The organism is Guyparkeria hydrothermalis, from assembly GCF_023555385.1.
In the GTDB taxonomy this organism is placed as follows: Bacteria; Pseudomonadota; Gammaproteobacteria; order Halothiobacillales; family Halothiobacillaceae; genus Guyparkeria; species Guyparkeria hydrothermalis_A.
Window position 1 is genome coordinate 1,143,325 of the sequence record NZ_JAJSED010000001.1, and the last position, 18,288, is coordinate 1,161,612.

The following is an 18,288-nucleotide window of genomic DNA, read 5'->3' on the forward strand; positions in this document are numbered from 1 at the left end:
GGAAATAAAACACCCTTCGGGGAAATACCGGCACGGTTCCATAGGACCGAGTTGAGTCCCGGCCACCCGCCACGGCGGGATCCTCACTGAACCTATGGAGATCGAATCATGAGCAGCTACATGGACCACGGCCACAACCTCGAGCAACGCCTGCACGAGGTGCGAAGCCTGCTGACCACCATCAATGACGAGGCCATCCTCGAGACCAGCCGCACCGATGCCCTGATGTCATCCCTGAGCGGGATCGAGCAGCTGGCAGAGAAGGCAGCCGAAGAGTATTACGCGATGCTCGACAAGGTGCGCGAGATGGAGAAGTCGAGCCAGTAGCCGCAGCAAACGCGGACCAGGCCCGGCCATTGCGCCGGGCTTTTTTGTGCCACGACAAGGTATGTACGAAGGTAGGTAGCCAATTTCGGGCATGAAAAAAGCCGTTGCAAAACAACGGCTTAAATCAGAAATTGGCGGAGAGGCAGGGATTCGAACCCTGGGACCCCGCGAGGGGGTCAACGGTTTTCGAGACCGCCCCGTTCGACCGCTCCGGCACCTCTCCAAACGGGGACGACATGGTGAACCATGTCGACATGAAACTGGCGGAGAGAGAGGGATTCGAACCCTCGGTACGGGGTTACCGTACACACGCTTTCCAGGCGTGCTCCTTCGACCGCTCGGACATCTCTCCGTTTTCCGGTCAGCGGGGAACCCGTGACTCGGGAAGGGTGCGGATTCTAACCAAACCACCGGCTCGTGACAATGGCCCGTAGGCTCCGAACCGGCTTCGATACGCCAGTGCCCGCCAAATCCCGCCCCGAACCCACCGAAGAACCCGGCCGAAAGGCCCTGACCCATGAACCGCTCCGGCGCACGTTCCTCGTGACCCGCCCGACGTTGCTACTCCTTGTGCGGCTCGTCGCCGGCCGACTCAGCGTCCCGGTTCGAGGACAACCATCGACTCGATATGAGCCGTGTGCGGGAACATGTCCATCACACCGGCGGCCACCAGCCGCCAGCCGTGCTCGTGCACCAGGTGGCCAACATCACGGGCCAGCGATCCCGGGTGGCAGGAGACGTAGACCACCCGACGCGGCTTCATGCGCGCGATGACCGGCATCATCGCCTCGGCGCCGGCGCGCGGTGGATCAAGCAGGACGCGGTCGTACGATTCACGCATCCAGCCAAGCGCGGCGTCCGGCTCGAACAGGTTTCCCACCACATGACGAGTGTTGTCGATGCCGTTGGAGGCGGCCCACTCCGCCCCGCGGGCCACCATGGCCTCGTCGACTTCCACCGCCGTTACCTGGCCTGCCGGGCCGGCGCGGCGCGCCAGCGGCAGGCTGAAGTTGCCCAGCCCGGCAAACAGATCGAGCACGCGATCACCCGGACCCACCTCGAGCCAGTCGAGCGCCTGGCGCACCATGCGCCGATTGATCTCGGCGTTGACCTGGGCGAAGTCCAGTGGCGAGAAGCGGATCTCGACGTCGAAGTCGTCGAGACGGTAGCTCGGGTAGACATCGCGTTCACCCTCCACCAGCGGCACCAGTGTTTCGGGCCCACCGGGTTGCAGGAAGATGGCGAAGCCGTGTTCGTCGGCAAACGCATCCAGGCGCGCGCGGTCGGCCGCGTCCAGCGGCACCATGTGACGGAACGCCAGCGCGCAGTGTTCATCGCCGCAGCCAACCTCGATCTGAGGAATGTCGCGACATGCCTTCAGGCCGGCAATCATTTCCGATATCGCCGGCAGTTTCTCACCCACCCGCGGGTCGAGTACCGGGCAGGTATCGATATCGGCGATCATCGGACTGCCCGGCTCGCGGAAACCGACCAGCACGCGGCCTTTCTTGCGCACGTAGCGCACCCCAAGACGGGCCATGCGCCGGTAGCCCCAGATCGGGCCTGTCAGCGGTTCGAGCAGCTGCTCGGGCTCGATCCGACCGATGCGCGAAAGCTGGTCGAGCAGCGCTTGCTGCTTGTGGGCCACCTGCGCCTCGGGATCCAGATGCTGCATGGCGCAGCCACCACAGAGATGGAAATGCGGGCAACCCGGCTCGATCCGCTCGGGGCTGGCCCGCTCGACGGCCACGGCATCGCCGAGGTCGAAATGACGACGCTGGTCGCGATAGACGAAACGCACGTCCTCACCCGGCAACGCCCGGCCGATGAAGGTGGCCTTGCCACCGACGTGGGCCACGCCACGTCCCTCGAGGGTCAGTGATTCGACGTGCGCGGGAAACTCGCCCCGCGGGAGCGCCTTCTTTTTCTTGATGCGCTTATTGCTGTGCGTTTTTCGGGCCATGATTTCCGGGCGATGAATAGCGTGTTCAAACGGCAAACGACCCCACAGCGCGGCACGCTGCAGGGCCGTATCGGGTGCAATGAACGAACGGTGATCAGCCGGCCGGGAATACCCCGGTGGACAGGTAGCGATCACCGCGATCGCAGATGATGGTGACGATCACGGCATTTTCCACCTCGGCGGACACTTTGAGGGCGGCGGCCATCGCCCCGCCCGAGGAAATGCCGGCAAGGACGCCCTCTTCACGGGCGAGCCGACGGGTCATGTCCTCGGCCTCGTCCTGCGAGATATCGAGCGTTCGATCGACGCGAGCGGGCTCGAAGATCGACGGCAGGTATTCCTTCGGCCAGCGGCGGATGCCCGGGATCTGCGCGCCCTCGCCCGGCTGCACACCGACGATCTGCACGTCCGGGTTCTGCTCCTTGAGGTAGTGCGAGGTGCCCATGATCGTGCCGGTGGTGCCCATCGCGGAGACGAAGTGCGTCACCCGCCCCTCGGTCGCCTGCCAGATCTCCGGGCCCGTCGTCTGGTAGTGGGCACGCGGGTTGTCCGGGTTCGCGAACTGATCGAGCACCACACCTTCGCCTCGGGCGGCCATGGCCGCGGCGAGATCCCGCGCACCCTCCATGCCCTCTTCCCGCGATACCAGCTTGAGCTCCGCCCCGTAGGCGGCCATCGACTGGCGCCGCTCGACCGACATGTGCTCGGGCATGATCAGCGTCAGACGCAGACCCAGCGTGGCTGCGACCATGGCCAGCGCAATGCCGGTATTGCCCGAGGTGGCTTCCACGAGACGGTCACCCGGCTTGAGATCGCCTCGCTCGATCGCGCGCGTAATCATCGAGTGAGCCGCCCGATCCTTGACCGAACCGGCCGGGTTGTTGCCCTCGAGCTTGCCGAGAATCACGTTGCCGCGCTCGGCACCAACGGGGTCGAGCCGCTGGATGCGCACCAGCGGGGTGTTACCGATCAATTGATCAAGACGGTGACCTAACATACGCTTGTTGGCTCGCTCTGACTTACCTGAAGATAATCCGGAAAAAGCGGATCCTCCCGCCCCCGGAGTATGCCACAAAGGGCCTCGGTGAACGCTTCGACACGTAGACAACAGGCCGCCGACCATGGGGGCCACGCCGGCCGGCTTCCGGTCGTTGCGGTGGCACTTGCGGCGCTGGCCGCCCCGCCGATACTGCTTGCCATCGACGCCCTGCTCGCGGGTCGCCCGATCCTGTCCCCGGCCTTCCTCACTTCCATCGCCGGGTGGGCGGCGGCCTGGCTGGCCGGCATGGCCTGGTGGATGAGCCGCCGCCGGCGACAGCCACGGCCAAGCGCGGACGAGACAGCGCCGTCTACGCCGGCCAGCAGCCCCGAACCGCCGAGCAGTCACCTCTCGCCGGCATCAGTACTCGAACTGGTCAATCAGCAATGGGTCACGCCGCTGGGACACATCCGCTCGGCGGTCGACAAGCTGGCCACCATGGAACGCCGACTGTCCCGCTGCGCGCCCGCCACCGCCGACGGCGAGCCGGAACCGGCGCGATCGCTGCAACTGATGCGGCATGCCAGCCACCGACTGCGCATCTCGATCGAGAACATCATCGACTACCACGAGATCACCGCCGGTCGGATGACCCGCACCGACAGCCGGGTGAACCTGCGCACCACCGGCGAAGACCTGGTAACCGACTGGCAGACCACCGCCCAGCGCGACGGCCAGGTTCTGCAGTTCATCGGCTATCAGGACCTGCCGCGGGAAATCGTTTTCGACCCGCAGATGCTCCGCCGCCTTCTCGACCGGTTGCTCAACGAGGTGCTCTGCAACGCCCACCTGCGCGAGCCGGCGGTCACCCTGGAGCTCGAGGACGAGCAGGAGAATGACGGCGGCGATCTCATCGGCCGGTTCCGCCTCACTGTCGACGGTCAACGGGCCGCACCCGACTCGCTTGCTGCCGAGCGTCTGGCCGCACGCCTCGACCAGAGCCTGCCGGAGTCGCTGGAAGGCCTGCTCGTCGACGACCTGATCGACATCTGGATCATCCGCTGCATCTCCAAGCACCTCGACTCGGCTCTGGAGGTCGTGACCACCGGGCCGGATCGATTCGGCTTCACCGCCACCTTCAGCGCCCCGATCCTCCTGGGCGAAGCCGACAGCGGCGACCGGCTGGCCGACCAGCTTTGTGGCGTGCTCTGTGCCTCACAGCAGCACCGGCGCGCGTGGCAGGGCAACCTCGCGGCGCTCGGAGCGGACCTCCAGCTGGAGCCGGACTTCGGGCAGCCGGTCGACCTGTTGTTCCTCGACGAGCGGGTGGTGGAGCGGAACCGGGACGACCCGGCGTTCAACCAGTGGATCTCGCTTGCCGGCCGGGTTATCGGTCTTTCCAGCCACCTGACGATTCGCGGTCGCCCGAGTGCCCCGCTGCACTGGGCCGACTTCACGTTGCCGCTGTTCATCCGGGCCAGGGCGCTGTCCGCCTCGCTCGAACGGGTCCTTGTCGCCCCGGCACCGGGACCGCGCCGCAGCCCCTCCAGGCCCCCGGCCCGATCGGCGCCCCCGGCCTCGGCTACCACCCAGCCCAGCATCGAGCCCCGGCGAACGGCCAAACCCTCGCGACACGAGCTGTACTCGTTTGCCGGACGCACGGCCCTGGTGATCGACGACGACCCGGTCTACCTCGCACACCTGGGCCAGACCTTGGGCGAACTCGGCTTCCACGTGCTCTCGGCTACCAACGGCAAGCAGGCACTGGCACTGGCGGATCACGAGGACATCGACATCGTCTTCACCGACATGCACATGCCGGACATCACCGGCGCCGGAGTGGCGCGCATCCTCAAGAAACGCCCGCGCCACCTGGAAACGCCGATCGTCGCGATCACCGCCAACCGGCAGGGCAACGTGCACCAGGACCTGCTGCATAGCGGCATCGAGCGCGTCCTGACCAAGCCGGTGACCGCCGGCGACCTGCTCAGCGCAATCGGCGAATTCTTCCCACTGCAGACGCACGGGCAGTCCGACACCCAGGCCAAGACGAACGCACGTGACGACAAGGGTCGCGACCCGTTTCTCATGCGTCTGCTCTGCGACGAACTGCCCGGCTATCGCCGCCTGCTGGCGCAACAGCCCGACGATCCCGACGCATTGCGTCACGCGGCCCACAAGCTGCGTGGAGCGGCCGCCTGCTGCCAGGAAACCGATTTGCAGACGCTGGCCGGAAAGCTGGAGGAAAGCCTCGATCGCTCGGCATCAGCGAGTGAAATACAGCCCCTGATCGACGCCCTGATCGAGCGGATCGATCAGATCAACGCCGCCCCCGCCTGTCGAACCAGCGAGTCGTGAACCGCCCTCATGACGCCGGTTGCCGACGGAGCCGGATTCAGGTTCACGAGATTCATTGCTAGGATCGGCCTATATTCATAACCGCACGTCGGTCTAGCGCCCATGGTTGGGCAAACGCATCCAGGGAAAGGTTGGACAACATGGAGTTCGACAGCAGTGTGCTGAATGGAGGAACAGATCAAGGCATGATCGTCTTCCTGTGCAACACCTCCGGGCGCGTGATCAGCGCCAGCCCACGGGCCGACGAGGTCTTCCCGCCCGAGAGCGACGAGACCCTGCGCGAGCGGCTCGAGGGCCGCTTGAGCCTCAACAACAGCCACTTGCTGATCAGCGCGTTGATCGACGGCGAGCCGATGTCGCTGCGCGGCCTGATGGACAACCGGGAAGTCACGCTCGGTGTCACGCCGCTCGACGAGTACCAGCGACTGGTCGTTCTCCTCGAAAGCCTGTGTGCCCCAGCCAGCCTCGACTCGCTCACCCGACTCCCCGACCGGAGCGTGATGCTCGAGCGCGTGCGCGAGATCCAGACCACGGGTGACGGCGGCCACCGGCTGCTGCTGGTCGACATCGACCGGCTCAAGACCGTCAACGACTACCTCGGCTACCACGTAGGCGACCGCGTGATCCGGGACCTGGCCCGCGCCATGCAGTTGATGGTTCCCGAAGACGTGATGATCTCGCGCTGGAGCGGCCATGAATTCATGCTGCTGATCCCACCGAGGCAGGCCGAACGCACACCTCAGATCGCCGAGAACATTCGTAAGGCGGCTGCCGGCATCCACTTTGCACCCGACGATGACGCGCCGCACCTGGGCACTGTCACCGTCAGCATCGGCCATGGCTCCCTCGGCCCCGGCGAGACCAGCCGAATCCAGCCTCGGGACCAGCTCAGCGCCGTCAATGCCGCGGTCTACGAGGCCAAGCGCACCGGCCGCGACCGGGTGGTCGACGCCGATCACCTGCGGCAACCCTCCGTCTACACCACCGGGGGCGCACTCGACCGGGCCATCCACGAAGGTCGCATCGTCGCGGCCACCCAGCCGATCGTCGACCTCAAGACCGGTGAGGTCGTGGCCGACGAGACCCTCGCCCGCATGATCACCCCCGAAGGCGAGGTGATTCCGGCCGGACTGTTCATCGAGGCGGCCTCGCGCCTGCAGATGGCGCACCGGATCGATTTCGAGATCATCAACCAGACGATCCACAACTGCGTCACATCGCTCACCCACCAGCCGATGGCGCATTTCGTCAATATCTCCGGCGATTTCCTCCAGCACCCAGAGCTGATGGAAAAGATCATCACCAACGCGCGTCAGGCCTGTGCCGGTTTGGGCGGCGAACGGGAGGTCAAGCCGCTGGTGCTGGAAATGACTGAGCGCGAGGTACTGGACGACACGGCCGACGCCTACAGCGCGCTCAAGCCGCTGATCGACTTCGGGCTGCGCCTGGCCCTGGACGACTTCGGCAGCGGCTATTCCTCCTACCGCTACCTGCTGGACATGCCCTTCACCTTCCTCAAGATCGAAGGCGCCCTGGTACAGAACATGAGCCAAAGCCAGCGGGCACAGAAGATCGTCCGCCACATCCAGGCAATGGCCAGCGACATGGGTCTGATCACGGTCGCAGAATTCATCGGCGACCAGCACACGGCCGACCTGCTGCGCGACATGGGAATCGACTGGGGCCAGGGCTTCCACTTCGGCCACCCGGAGATCGTGCACCCGGAGCACGCGAACGCCCGGCACATCGTCCACGAGATCTGATCCGAACGAGCAAGGGAATACATGCGGCGACAAGGCGCGGCGGCCTTCCTACCCCGGGGAAAATGCGCTATCCTGCGCGCCCTGTTTCGGAGTGTAGCGCAGCCTGGTAGCGCACCTGCATGGGGTGCAGGTGGTCGGGGGTTCAAATCCCTCCACTCCGACCAAAAACTTGAAGGGGTTGTCCCGATGGGGCAACCCCTTCGTCGCGTCTGGACACACCCCGGCGCACGTGAACGGCCCAATACGGGGCAACCGACACGATGACCAAGACCGCCAATTCGCCGATCGACTATTTCGCTTCGCACCCATCCCTCGTGGTGCGAGAGGCACTTGACGTCGCCATCGCCGCTCATGACGGACAGGTCCGGCGTTACACCGGCGAACCGTTCGTCCTGCATCCTGTCGCTGTCGCGCACGTGGCCTCGGAATACGAGCGCGATCCTCTCGTGCTGGCCGCCGCCTTGCTCCACGATGTGGTCGAGGACACCGAGGTGACGGCATCAGACCTGGCATCTCGCTTCCCCGCCTCGGTCGTACGCATGGTGCTCTCACTGACCAATCCCTCGCAGCCGACGGATGGTGACCGCGCAAGTCGCAAGGCAATCGATCACGCCCACGTCGTCCGGGCCGATTCACGGTCGCAGACGATCAAATACGCCGACGTGTTTCTGAACGTCAGGTCGATCGCCCAGCACGACCCCGACTTCGCCAAGCATGTATACCTTCCTCAGAAGGCCTCACTGATCAATCGTCTTGATCGAGGGCATCCGAGGCTGAGGCAACGGGTTCAGGACTGCATCCAAGAGCTCATCCGCAATCTCGAGGAGAACGACGCAGCCGGGGCCTCGGGCCCCGACTGCACGGTATAAGGTGGAACGCCCCAACAACGTGCCTTATGGGATGCACAAACGGGGCGCGGTCACCTCCTGACTACGGGCCTCTCGGCATCACCACTCGCCTCCGCGGGCAGAAGCGCGCCATCAACCGCTCGTTCTCGATCGACCTGATTCGCGACAGTGGTTGCGTGAGCCACGCCTGCCCCCCGCATCCGAAAACCGATGACGCCGACACGAAAAAGCCGTCCCGGACGGGTCCGGGACGGCTCAAGCCACTCGCTACTTACCACGCGACATGTCGCACAGGCACACAATTAGCCGATCATGCAGCCTTGAGTGGCTGTGACGGACCGAAATACTCGTAGTGGCGCCGGTTCTCCGGCACACCCAACGTCTCCAGCGCGTCGTCCACCACGGTCATGAACGGCGGCGGGCCAACGAAATAGCAGCGCGCTTGATGGTCGGGAAGGTAGCGGGCCAACAGGTCACGGTCGATGAGGCCGGCATGATCGGCACCCTCTCCGTGTTCGTAGATCGTGACTGCGTGCATCTGTTCGGGATGTTCCTGTCGTAGCGCGGCAATCTCTTCGCCGAACGCATGATGATCGGCATCGAGGGCGGCATGCAGATAGACGACCCGACGCCCTTGCGCCAATGCCTGCCGTGCAAGCGGTAGCATCGGGGTCTGGCCCACGCCACCGCTGACCAACAGCAACGGCTCCTGTCCTTGCTCCAGGGTGAGATCCCCGGACGGAGGCAGCAGATCCAGCGTATCGCCCACCTTCATCGCATCGTGGAGGTGTCGGCTGGCGCGACCTTCCGGATCGCGCTTCACGGAAATGCGATAGGTGCGCCCATTGGGCGTATCAGACAGGCTGTAATGCCGATACAAGGGTTCACCGTCGATGGTCAGGCGCACACCGATGAACTGACCGGGCTCGAAGTCCGCGACTGCGCCACCATCCTCGGGCTCAAGCAGAAAGGAGCGGATCACCGCGCTTTCCTGCTGCATCGAGGCGATCCGGAAGCGACGCGTTCCGCGCCAGCCGCCCGGCAAGGATTCAAACGCGGCGTAGCGCGCGTCTTCCATCTCGATCAATAGTTCGGCGAGCTCCCAGTAAAGGGCCGTCCAGGCTTCGGCGATCTCGGGCGTGACTGCATCGCCCAGCACGTCGGCGACGGCGGCGATCAGGCACTCCCCGACGATCGGGTACTGGTCGGCACGAATCCCGAGCGAGACATGCTTGCTCACCGCCACGGCCATCTTGTCGCGAACCATCTCGGGGTTACCCCGCATCTGGACATATGTCACGACGGCCGCTGCCAGGGCGCGCGGCTGCTGACCGCTCTTCTGGTTCGTCTCGTTGAACAGGGGTTTGACGTCAGGATAACGATCGAACATCAGGGGGTAGAACCGCTGGGTGATCGCCTCGATGTGTTCCGCAACGAGAGGTGCCGTCGTCTCGATGAGGTGTTCCTGGTCTTTTGTCATCATGCTCGGTTTCTCGGTGGGGATGGATAACGGCCCACTGATCGAGCAAGTGCCATGCCGGCGCCTTACGGACGACCATTCGTCTCGGGGATGGCCGCCATGGTGCTCTTTGGTGAGGAAATCACGCCCGAGTGTCAGGAGCGACAATGTCGTTAAGACAAAGCTTGTTGCTGTTAATAAAACAACATCGTTGTTATAAGCACAGCCCATGATGACCGAATTTCTGCATGCGTTACGTGAATTGCTCACCCAACTGGCCGAGGGAAATGACGACGAGACGCTAAGCCAGTATTGGCAGGCCGTACTCCGGGCCCTGGTGGGCAACTACCCTGCCGATGCGAGCTCCTTGCTGGTGATGGATGGCAACGTCCTCCGCCCGGTTGCCGTCCTGGGCCTGGACGACGAAGTCAGGGGACGCGAGTTCGCCCTGGCCGACACCCCTCGCCTGGCCGCCATCGCCGCGCACCCGTCCGTCTGCCGCTTCCCACCGGATACCGATCTCCCGGACCCGTTCGACGGGCTGCTCGACGAGGCGCTGACGCACGTTCACGACTGCGTCGGTGTCGCCCTGCGAGACAAGGGCGAGCTGACGGGCATCCTGACGTTGGATGCATTGCGTCCGGGCGATCTTGACCAGATCAACGAGAGCGAGCTTCGGGCAGCAGCGGAACTCCTGGCGACCTGTCTTCGTCTCGCCAGACGTCTGAACGCCACGCGCTCATTGCTGAGCGAGGTGCTGGACGACAACCATCGCCAGCCGCTGCTGAACCAATGGGCCAGTCCGGTGATGCGCGATCTGATGAAGGCCATCGACCTGGTTGCGCCGACGGAGATGAATGTCCTGCTCACCGGCGAGACCGGCGTGGGGAAGGAACACGTCGTTCGCACGCTCCACGAGCGATCACGACGGCGCAAGGGCCCGCTGGTTCACGTCAATTGCGCCGCCTTGCCGGAGAACCTCATCGAAAGCGCCCTGTTCGGCCATCGTCGCGGCGCGTTCTCGGGCGCAGTCAGCGATCACCGGGGGCACTTCGCCATGGCCGACGGGGGAACCCTGATGCTCGACGAGATCGGTGAATTGCCCCTCTCGCTTCAACCCAAGCTACTCAGGGCCCTGCAGGAGGGCGAAATCCAGCCGCTGGGTCACGAGCGCTCCCAGCCTGTCGACGTCCGCGTGGTGGCGGTCACCAACCGTGACCTCACTACCGAGGTGACGGCCGGGCGTTTTCGCGAGGATCTCTATCACCGACTGGGCGTGTTTCCCCTGGACGTTCCTCCGCTTCGCAAGCGCATCGAAGACATCCCCCTCCTTGCCGGACATTTCCTGGAGGAGAACCGCGTGCGACTCGGGGTGGCCAATCTCAGGCTGGAAAGGGACGCCGAGCGACTCCTGCTGCAATCCGATTGGCCCGGAAACATCCGAGAACTCGAACATGTCATTGCCCGCGCCTCGCTGCGGGCGCTGGGTGACGCCGAGTTTCGTTCACCAGATGAACGACGTAAGGGGATCGTCCCGATACGAAGCGAACATCTTGATTTGGCTCGACAGGACACACCCCGACAGGACGAGACCCCATCCAGTCAGGAAAAGCTCGAATCACTCGCGCCACACGGAAGCCTGCGGGAAGCGACCGCCCTGTTCCAACGAGACATGATCCGTCGGGCATTGGCCGCCGAGGACGGCAACTGGGCAGCCACCGCCCGTCGCCTCGAGATGGACCCCGGCAACCTGCATCGCATGGCGGTACGGCTCGGGATCAAGACACCGGGAACAAACAAATAGCCGACGAGACCGGCTAATCCTTGGCGGAGTGGAAATGCTCCCGGTAGGCCGACCGGAACGCGGCGTGGCAATCGAGACAACCGTTCTGCAGACGACCGAACGCGGAGATGACCGCCGAGCCATCACCGCCGGCCGCCGTGTCCGCCAGGCTGGACGCCGCTTCGTGCACCTCTTTGTCGTACTTCTTGAATTGCGCCACCTCCGTGCCAGCAAACGCCATGATGCGGACACGTTCGCTCATGGGCGGCCGCGGGTGATTCGCAATCGCCTCGGCGTGTTCCGCCACGCGAATCCAGTCCTCATGGGTAATGCCCTCGGTAATACCCACCATTTGGTCACCCAGGTCTTCCATGATCTCGTGGAACTCGTGCGGGGCGGCGCCCTCATCAGCCAACGCCCCGCCGGCTGCTCCTGCACCGGCAAGCGCCAGGATCGCTACCCACGCCCCGATGCGGTTCGATATGTTCATGATGTATTCCCTCCTGTTGGAACAACGACCGGTTATCACGGTTCGATACCGCGCCGATAGATGGCAAACGCCCCCGATGCACGCTCTCGCACAAGCACCGGATCGCCAGCGATCAGCGACTGCATCACCAGCCCCTGGATCGTGCCAATAAACAGACTTGCCGCCGCCTCGACATCCACGGTTGCGTCGACCTCCCCGGCTTGCTGACCATCGCGAAGCAGTCCGGCAACCTTGTCGGTGTAACGACCGACCAACTCCCTCACCATGCGCTTGGGCAAACGATCGCCGTGGTGCTGCAGTTCGCCGAATACCATCCGCGGCACACCCGGGTGATCGGTGACGAATCCGACATGGGCATGGAACATGGCCTCGAGCTTCGCGGTCGGTGAATCGATGCCTCGAATGGCGCTGTCGATTCGCTTCATGAGTCGACGAGCCACCCACTGGATCACCCCGGCGAAGATCGCCTCCTTGTTCGGGAAATGACGGAACAACGCGCCCTGAGTCACGCCCATCTTCTCGGCGATCGCCTTGGTGCTGATCCCGTTGGGGTTTTGCTCTCCCGCGAGATCGACCACGGCACGCGCCGTCTCGTCCCGTCTCTCTTCGGATGGCAGATACTGGCGAGAACGAACCGACTCATGTTCGTTGTTGGATGGCGACAATGTTCGATCCTCAAAAAAAGTAATTGATCACTATCTTTTGGCATGAGCCAGCACATGTCAACGCTTGACAGAAGCCCGGGGCGGCAGGAGAAGATAGCAGTCGATCACTTCTGGACTGGCGCCTCGTTGGTCGCCTCCGCTCGTCAAGATCAAAGGGACTTCCCATGGCGACACGCCTTACCCGCACACTGACCGTATTCGCCGGCCTCCTCATCGGCGGGATCATCCTGGCGTCATTTATCGCGACCCGGCAGGGCCCGCCCGAAAGCGACGAGGCCCTGCAAAAACCGGCGGTGCGGTTTATCGAAGCCACCCCGATACGACCAACGCTTCAAGCCACCGGCTTTGGAACCGTCCAATCCGCCCGGCCCTGGGCAGCCATTGCCAACGTCTCCGGTCGGGTGGTGAGCCGTCACGCGGGGTTGGAGAACGGCGAATTCATCGAAGCCGGAACCGAGCTCCTGGTGATCGACCCCAGCCGATACGAACTGGCGCTCGAACAAGCGAATGCCGACCTCAAGGGCATCGAGGCCGAGCGTCGAGAACTCCTGCAGGAACAACAAAACACCGAAGCGCTGTACGAACTGGAGCGCCAGCGATTGGCACTGGCCGAGCGGGAGCTGTCTCGCGCCGAGTCACTTGCCAACCGAGACATGCTCTCGGCGAACCAGCTGGATACCCAGCGGCGCGCGACGATCCAGCAACGACAATCAACGCAAACCCTGGCAAACCAACTCGCCCAGATCCCCGTCAAGCTCGACCGCTTGGCAGCTCGACGGGAGCAGGCCGAAGTCCGTCGGGAACTCGCTCGGGAAGACCTTGCCGACACGCGCATCACCGCCCCATTCGACATGCGGATCGGGAAGGTCGAGGTCGAATCCGGCCAACAGGTCTCGCGTGGGCAGCGTCTTTTCGTTGCCGACGGTATCCAGGTGGCCGAAGCACCCATTCAGATCTCATTTGCCCACATGCGCGATCTGGTCGCCGGGCTCGGGGAAAATGCCCTGACTCTCAAGGGCCCCGTGCCCTCTACCGAGGCACTCTCGGGCATCGATGTCCGGATTCTCACCGGCTCGGGGGAACGGGCAAGCTGGGATGCACGAATCGTCCGGGTGGCCGAAGGGCTCGACCTGGCGACTCGCACGCTGCAGGTCATCACGGCCATCGACCAGCCTTATCGAAACGCTCAACCGCCCCGACGACCGGCCCTTGTCCCGGGCACGTTTGTCGAGGGGCGATTCACGGTCGCGACAAGTGAGTCGCGGCTGGTTGTCCCGGTCGAAGCGGTCCATCAGGGCCAGGTCTATCTCGTCGACGAGCAAGACCGACTGGAACGGCGCGACGTCCGAACCTCCCGTCCGCAAAACGGTTGGGTCATCGTGGAAACGGGCGTGAAGCCCGGCGATCGGGTGATCATCGACGACCCCGTCCCGGCCATCGACGGGATGGCATTGCGACCACGTCACGACCCTGACGCTCAGAAGGCCCTGGTCGAAATGGCCACCGGAGAGACGACGTGATCCGGTGGTTCGCCGGCCATCCGACGGCCGCCAACCTGCTGCTGATCCTATTGCTGGCCGTCGGCGCGTTCAGCGCACCGCAGTTGATCCGGGAGACCTTTCCCGACTATCAGCCAGTCGAGGCGGCGATATCGGTCGAATACCGGGGGGCCACGGCCGCCGATGTCGAGGAAAACATCTGCCTGCGCCTGGACGACGCGCTGGCCGGGGTGGGAGACCTCGAGGAGTTCGTCTGTCACGCCCAGGACAACCTGGCCGATGCCGTCGCGAAAATGGAACCCGACGGGGAAGCCAGCCGCTTCCTGGATGACATCCGTACCGAGATCGACGCGATCATCGATTTCCCCGAACAGGCTCGCCCCCCGATCATCCGCGAGCTGCATCGCAACGATCTGGTTGCTGCACTGGCCGTTCGGGCCGACACCAGCCTTCCCCATCTTGAGAGCTACGCCCGGTCGCTGGAAGACCGTCTGCGTCGGCTCGACGGGGTGAGCGACGTCAGGCTCGCGGGGCTCTCCGATCGACGCTGGGAGGTGCGGCTTTCCCGAGACGAACTTCGGCAGTACGGGCTGACCGTACGCGACGTCGCCAACGTCATCCGACAGCAGAACATCGACCTGCCGATCGGCACCATCGAGAGCGATCGTCAGGAAATCCAGCTTCGGTTCGTCGACCAGAGAAGGAATGTGGATGCGCTCGCGTCGCTGCCCGCCCTACGCTCGGCTTCGGGGGCCGAGATAACACTCGGCGAGATCGCCGAAATCACTGAAACCTACGAGCGCCCCGAAGAACGGATCGACTACGACGGCCAGCGAGCCGTGGTGCTGGAGGTGTTCAAGAGCCGCTCGGAGGATGCCCTCGACGTGATGGCGGGCCTCAAGGCATTCATGGCCGAGGAACAGGCCGCACGAGGCGAATCGGTCGCGCTGACGATTACCCAGGACATGACGTCGATCGTCGAGGATCGGCTGCAGATGCTGGTGAAGAACGGCATCGCCGGACTGATTCTGGTCACGCTGGTGATGAGTCTTTTCTTCCGCCCGCGACTGGCGATTTGGGCTGTGCTGGGCCTGCCCGTCGCCTTCGCCGGCGCTTTCTTTGCCATGAGTCTGTTCGGCCTGTCGCTGAACATGATCACCCTGGTCGCCCTACTGATGGCGGTGGGTATCGTGATGGACGATTCGGTCGTACTGACCGATCACATCGTCGAACAGCTCAAACGGCAGCCCAGCACCCTGGAGGCGGTGAGCATCGGGGCCCGGGGGATTCTGCCGGGCGTCATGTCCTCGTTCTTGACGACAGTTGCGGTATTCGCGCCACTGTCCTTCCTCGCCGGCGAACTCGGGGCGGTGCTCGAGGTGCTGCCCGTGGTCCTGATCGCAGCGCTTGCCGCAAGCCTGGTCGAGGCCTTCTGGATCCTGCCACACCACCTCAAGCACAGTGCCGAACGGCATGACCTGACCGCGGACCCCGCCGACGAAACGGGCTGGCACGGTCGGTTTCACCGGGGATTCGAACGATTCCGCGAACGCGTTGGCCGGCTAGCCGACACCGCTATCCGTTTCCGCTACCTGACGGCGGCCGGCCTTCTGGTCATCCTGTTGGGTTCGGTGGGCTTTATTGCCGGTGGCAACGTGAAGATGGAAGCGATGCCCGATATCGAAGGCGATGTCCTGGAGGCACGGATCCTGATGCCACAAGGAACGCCGCTTGAGCGCACCGAGGAGGTCGCGGAACAGGTGGCAAACACCGTGCAGCAGGTGGGCGCAGCGAAGGATAACGAACAACCGGGCGGCCAGCGCTTGGTCGAAGCCGTTCAGATTCGCTACGGACAGAATGCGAGCGCGAACGAAGTCGGGCCTCACGTCGCGACTGTTTCCGTCGACCTGCTGACCGCGGAAGAACGCAGCACGACCCTGGACGAATTGACGAGCGCCTGGGAGGCCGCCCTGCCCCGAATCGACGGCCTGGTTCGCCTGAACATCCAGGAACCCGGTTTCGGTCCGGCAGGCATACCGATCGAGATCCGCCTGATGGGCGAGGACCTCGATGCATTGAAGGCGGCATCCCTGGACGTTCAAAACGCCCTGGCCGACTACGACGGGGTGTACAACATCATCGACGACCTTCGCCCTGGCAAACCGCAACGACAGCTACATCTCGCCCCGGGGAGTTACGCCCTGGGGTTCACCGCCCAAGAGATCGCCGACCAGTTGCGAACGGGCGTGCTGGGCGATCGGCTCACCACATTGCAGATCGGCGATCAGCCCGTCGACCTAGTCGTGCGCCAGACCGACGACGAACGTGGCCGCATCGACTTTCTCGAACAGAGCGTCATCCTCTCGCCCTCGGGCGAGGCCGTACCGCTGACCGAACTGGTCGATGTTGTCGACACCCGCGAGTGGGCACGCATTACACGCATCGACGGGCAACGGACCGTGACGGTCTCGGCCCATGTCGACGTGAAGCGGAACAACGCCCAGGCCATCGTGGACGACTTTGGAACCACCCTCGCCCCGAAGCTCAAAGACACCTATCCATCCCTCGACATCGGCTACGAGGGACAGGTGGCCCGGTCCGCCGAAACCGGTCAGTCGATTGCGCGTGGCCTGCTTATCGGACTGATCGGGGTTTTCCTGATCCTCTCCTACCAGTTCCGAAGCTACGTCGAACCGCTGATCGTCATGCTCGCCATCCCGCTCGCATTCCTCGGCGCGGTATGGGGTCACGTCCTCATGGGATACAACCTGTCGATGCCCTCGCTGGTCGGTGCCGCGTCACTTGCGGGCATCGTGGTGAACAACGCCATCCTGCTGGTGCAATTCATCAAGAAGTACCGCGACGACGACGGCATGGATGCAATCAGCGCCGCCGGGAAGGCCAGCCGCGCTAGAACCCGCGCAATCTTCATCTCGTCATCGACCACGATCGCCGGACTTCTTCCGCTGCTGGCCGAAACATCCACTCAGGCAACCGCCATCATTCCGCTTGCCATTGCCGTGGTCTTCGGCTTGCTGGTCTCCACGGTTCTGGTTTTGCTGGTGCTGCCCGCGCTGTATGTGATCCTCGATGATCTGGGCGGCACCCATGAGCGACGCATGATTGGATCTCCGCCCCACTCGGCCGCTCAGGGCGTCAACTCCACCCCGAAGTAGCGAGCGACGAAGGTAAACAGCCAGAAGGAAGCCACCGTGATGGCGGCACTGGTGACCATCGTGGGCCAGAACACGATCCGTCCCAGCAGAAACGGGAAGGTCAGGAACATCGGCAGTGTCGGCACGACGTACCAGAACGTGTACCAGGCATGATTGGCCACCTTCTCCTGCGAGCCGGTCTCGATGTGAAGCCAGATCAGCGCAAGGATCGTAACCAGCGGCAGGGCGGCGATCAGTGCCCCGAGCTTGTCGCTGCGTTTCGCCACTTCGGAGACCAGCACCACGATCCCCGCCGTGCTCAGATACTTGACCACCAACCAGCCCATGACGCCCTCCTTCCATTCTTGGCCCCTGGCGCACGCGGCCATCAACCGGTGATGACCTTGTGGGCCCACGGACATGCCACGCTGTATCGGATATCCCGACAGGCACCGCTGTCGACGGGCGGAACCGCAGTAACCATCCCCTTGTCCGAGCCCAAACATGGCGGTTGCCGCCGGCGCGAAGCAACCCTTATAGTAGCTTGCGCACCGCGTGGCCGATCCGTTCGGTCATGACTATGCCACCACACCGGGACGTTCCTTGATCCAACGCCTGCAACAACAGATTGCCCGTCACCGACGCCTTGTCGGACTGCTCTGCCTGACGGTCGTCCTGCAGACGCTATGGTGCTGTGCCTGGCATATCCACACCTCCCCGCACGTGGAAGCGGAAGCGGTCGGCACGACCCACCTCGGGCACCACGAATCCCACGCGGACTCACCGACCGACGCCGTCGAGGTCGAACCGACTGCCGTGCTGAAGTTCTTCAGCGAGGGCCTCGGCCTGATCGTGGTTCTTTCCCTGCTGATCGCCCTACCAATGACGCAGGCGATCCGCGCCCCGCTGACCACACCAGCGCTTTCCTCGTCTCGGCTGAGACTACGGCCACCCGAACGCGCCCCGCCCCTGGCCTGACAACTCCCCACCGTTATCGAT

General features: G+C 64.0%; 14 protein-coding genes and 3 tRNA genes. 9 read left to right on the top strand and 8 right to left on the bottom strand.

Annotation, left to right across the window (positions count from 1 at the left end; all coding sequences use genetic code 11):
• The first annotated feature begins 108 nt into the window (after positions 1 to 108).
• Entirely contained in the window at positions 109 to 327 is a 219-nt protein-coding gene (locus tag LV476_RS05275) for a hypothetical protein (protein WP_250074137.1), read from the top strand.
• 132 nt (positions 328 to 459) lie between these two features.
• Here the strand turns inward: LV476_RS05275 and LV476_RS05280 are convergent.
• The 4 genes from LV476_RS05280 to cysM all read right to left on the bottom strand — a co-directional run bounded on the left by LV476_RS05280 (position 460) and on the right by cysM (position 3,287).
• Positions 460 to 550 (bottom strand) — tRNA-Ser (locus LV476_RS05280).
• 38 nt (positions 551 to 588) lie between these two features.
• Positions 589 to 679, bottom strand: a tRNA-Ser gene (locus tag LV476_RS05285).
• A gap of 240 nt (positions 680 to 919) precedes the next feature.
• Positions 920 to 2,290: a 23S rRNA (uracil(1939)-C(5))-methyltransferase RlmD gene (gene rlmD, locus LV476_RS05290; RefSeq protein WP_250074139.1), complete on the bottom strand. Its 1,371-nt coding sequence runs from the start codon at positions 2,288 to 2,290 to the stop codon at positions 920 to 922.
• 94 nt (positions 2,291 to 2,384) lie between these two features.
• Entirely contained in the window at positions 2,385 to 3,287 is a 903-nt protein-coding gene (gene cysM, locus LV476_RS05295) for a cysteine synthase CysM (RefSeq protein WP_250074141.1), read from the bottom strand.
• Positions 3,288 to 3,446: 159 nt separating this feature from the next.
• Between cysM and LV476_RS05300 the strand changes: the two genes are divergently transcribed.
• From LV476_RS05300 to LV476_RS05315, 4 genes are all read left to right on the top strand, one after another.
• Complete coding sequence (locus LV476_RS05300) at positions 3,447 to 5,627, top strand: response regulator (RefSeq protein ID WP_250074143.1); 2,181 nt, start codon at positions 3,447 to 3,449, stop codon at positions 5,625 to 5,627.
• A 140-nt stretch (positions 5,628 to 5,767) separates the two neighbouring features.
• Positions 5,768 to 7,390 (top strand): bifunctional diguanylate cyclase/phosphodiesterase, encoded by a 1,623-nt coding sequence (locus tag LV476_RS05305; RefSeq protein ID WP_250074145.1) that lies wholly within the window; start codon positions 5,768 to 5,770, stop codon positions 7,388 to 7,390.
• A gap of 87 nt (positions 7,391 to 7,477) precedes the next feature.
• Positions 7,478 to 7,554, top strand: a tRNA-Pro gene (locus LV476_RS05310).
• 96 nt (positions 7,555 to 7,650) lie between these two features.
• On the top strand, positions 7,651 to 8,259 hold the full coding sequence (locus tag LV476_RS05315) for an HD domain-containing protein (RefSeq protein ID WP_250074147.1): 609 nt from the start codon (positions 7,651 to 7,653) through the stop codon (positions 8,257 to 8,259).
• 289 nt (positions 8,260 to 8,548) lie between these two features.
• On the opposite strand, the gene hmpA is transcribed toward LV476_RS05315, so the two are convergent.
• Complete coding sequence (hmpA, locus tag LV476_RS05320) at positions 8,549 to 9,721, bottom strand: NO-inducible flavohemoprotein (protein WP_250074149.1); 1,173 nt, start codon at positions 9,719 to 9,721, stop codon at positions 8,549 to 8,551.
• Positions 9,722 to 9,926: 205 nt separating this feature from the next.
• On the opposite strand from hmpA, the gene norR reads away from it, so the two are divergent.
• On the top strand, positions 9,927 to 11,501 hold the full coding sequence (gene norR / locus LV476_RS05325; RefSeq protein WP_250074151.1) for a nitric oxide reductase transcriptional regulator NorR: 1,575 nt from the start codon (positions 9,927 to 9,929) through the stop codon (positions 11,499 to 11,501).
• 13 nt (positions 11,502 to 11,514) lie between these two features.
• Here norR and LV476_RS05330 read toward each other — a convergent pair whose 3' ends face one another.
• Both LV476_RS05330 and LV476_RS05335 read right to left on the bottom strand, forming a co-directional pair.
• Positions 11,515 to 11,970, bottom strand: a complete 456-nt coding sequence (locus tag LV476_RS05330) for a cytochrome c (protein WP_250074153.1) — start codon at positions 11,968 to 11,970, stop codon at positions 11,515 to 11,517.
• 35 nt (positions 11,971 to 12,005) lie between these two features.
• Positions 12,006 to 12,635, bottom strand: a complete 630-nt coding sequence (locus LV476_RS05335; RefSeq protein ID WP_250074156.1) for a TetR/AcrR family transcriptional regulator — start codon at positions 12,633 to 12,635, stop codon at positions 12,006 to 12,008.
• A gap of 164 nt (positions 12,636 to 12,799) precedes the next feature.
• Between LV476_RS05335 and LV476_RS05340 the strand changes: the two genes are divergently transcribed.
• Positions 12,800 to 14,155 (top strand): efflux RND transporter periplasmic adaptor subunit, encoded by a 1,356-nt coding sequence (locus tag LV476_RS05340; RefSeq protein ID WP_250074158.1) that lies wholly within the window; start codon positions 12,800 to 12,802, stop codon positions 14,153 to 14,155.
• Positions 14,152 to 17,310 carry an efflux RND transporter permease subunit gene (locus LV476_RS05345; RefSeq protein ID WP_250074159.1) on the top strand — a complete coding sequence of 1,053 codons (3,159 nt, stop codon included), beginning with the start codon at positions 14,152 to 14,154 and terminating at the stop codon, positions 17,308 to 17,310. Before LV476_RS05340 ends, LV476_RS05345 begins: the two co-directional genes overlap by 4 nt.
• Here LV476_RS05345 and LV476_RS05350 read toward each other — a convergent pair.
• Positions 17,283 to 17,636 carry a DUF3147 family protein gene (locus LV476_RS05350; protein WP_250074161.1) on the bottom strand — a complete coding sequence of 118 codons (354 nt, stop codon included), beginning with the start codon at positions 17,634 to 17,636 and terminating at the stop codon, positions 17,283 to 17,285. The genes LV476_RS05345 and LV476_RS05350 overlap by 28 nt on opposite strands.
• A gap of 256 nt (positions 17,637 to 17,892) precedes the next feature.
• On the opposite strand from LV476_RS05350, the gene LV476_RS05355 reads away from it, so the two are divergent.
• Entirely contained in the window at positions 17,893 to 18,267 is a 375-nt protein-coding gene (locus LV476_RS05355) for a hypothetical protein (protein ID WP_250074163.1), read from the top strand.
• Positions 18,268 to 18,288: the final 21 nt, after the last annotated feature.

What these genes read in the sequence shown, in the direction of transcription:
- LV476_RS05305 (WP_250074145.1), top strand. Translation starts at nt 5,768, where the DNA reads ATGGAGTTCGACAGCAGTGTGCTGAATGGAGGAACAGATCAAGGCATG.
- rlmD (WP_250074139.1), bottom strand. Translation starts at nt 2,290, where the DNA reads ATGGCCCGAAAAACGCACAGCAATAAGCGCATCAAGAAAAAGAAGGCG.
- LV476_RS05330 (WP_250074153.1), bottom strand. Translation starts at nt 11,970, where the DNA reads ATGAACATATCGAACCGCATCGGGGCGTGGGTAGCGATCCTGGCGCTT.
- norR (WP_250074151.1), top strand. Translation starts at nt 9,927, where the DNA reads ATGATGACCGAATTTCTGCATGCGTTACGTGAATTGCTCACCCAACTG.
- LV476_RS05350 (WP_250074161.1), bottom strand. Translation starts at nt 17,636, where the DNA reads ATGGGCTGGTTGGTGGTCAAGTATCTGAGCACGGCGGGGATCGTGGTG.
- LV476_RS05315 (WP_250074147.1), top strand. Translation starts at nt 7,651, where the DNA reads ATGACCAAGACCGCCAATTCGCCGATCGACTATTTCGCTTCGCACCCA.
- LV476_RS05340 (WP_250074158.1), top strand. Translation starts at nt 12,800, where the DNA reads ATGGCGACACGCCTTACCCGCACACTGACCGTATTCGCCGGCCTCCTC.
- cysM (WP_250074141.1), bottom strand. Translation starts at nt 3,287, where the DNA reads ATGTTAGGTCACCGTCTTGATCAATTGATCGGTAACACCCCGCTGGTG.
- hmpA (WP_250074149.1), bottom strand. Translation starts at nt 9,721, where the DNA reads ATGATGACAAAAGACCAGGAACACCTCATCGAGACGACGGCACCTCTC.
- LV476_RS05275 (WP_250074137.1), top strand. Translation starts at nt 109, where the DNA reads ATGAGCAGCTACATGGACCACGGCCACAACCTCGAGCAACGCCTGCAC.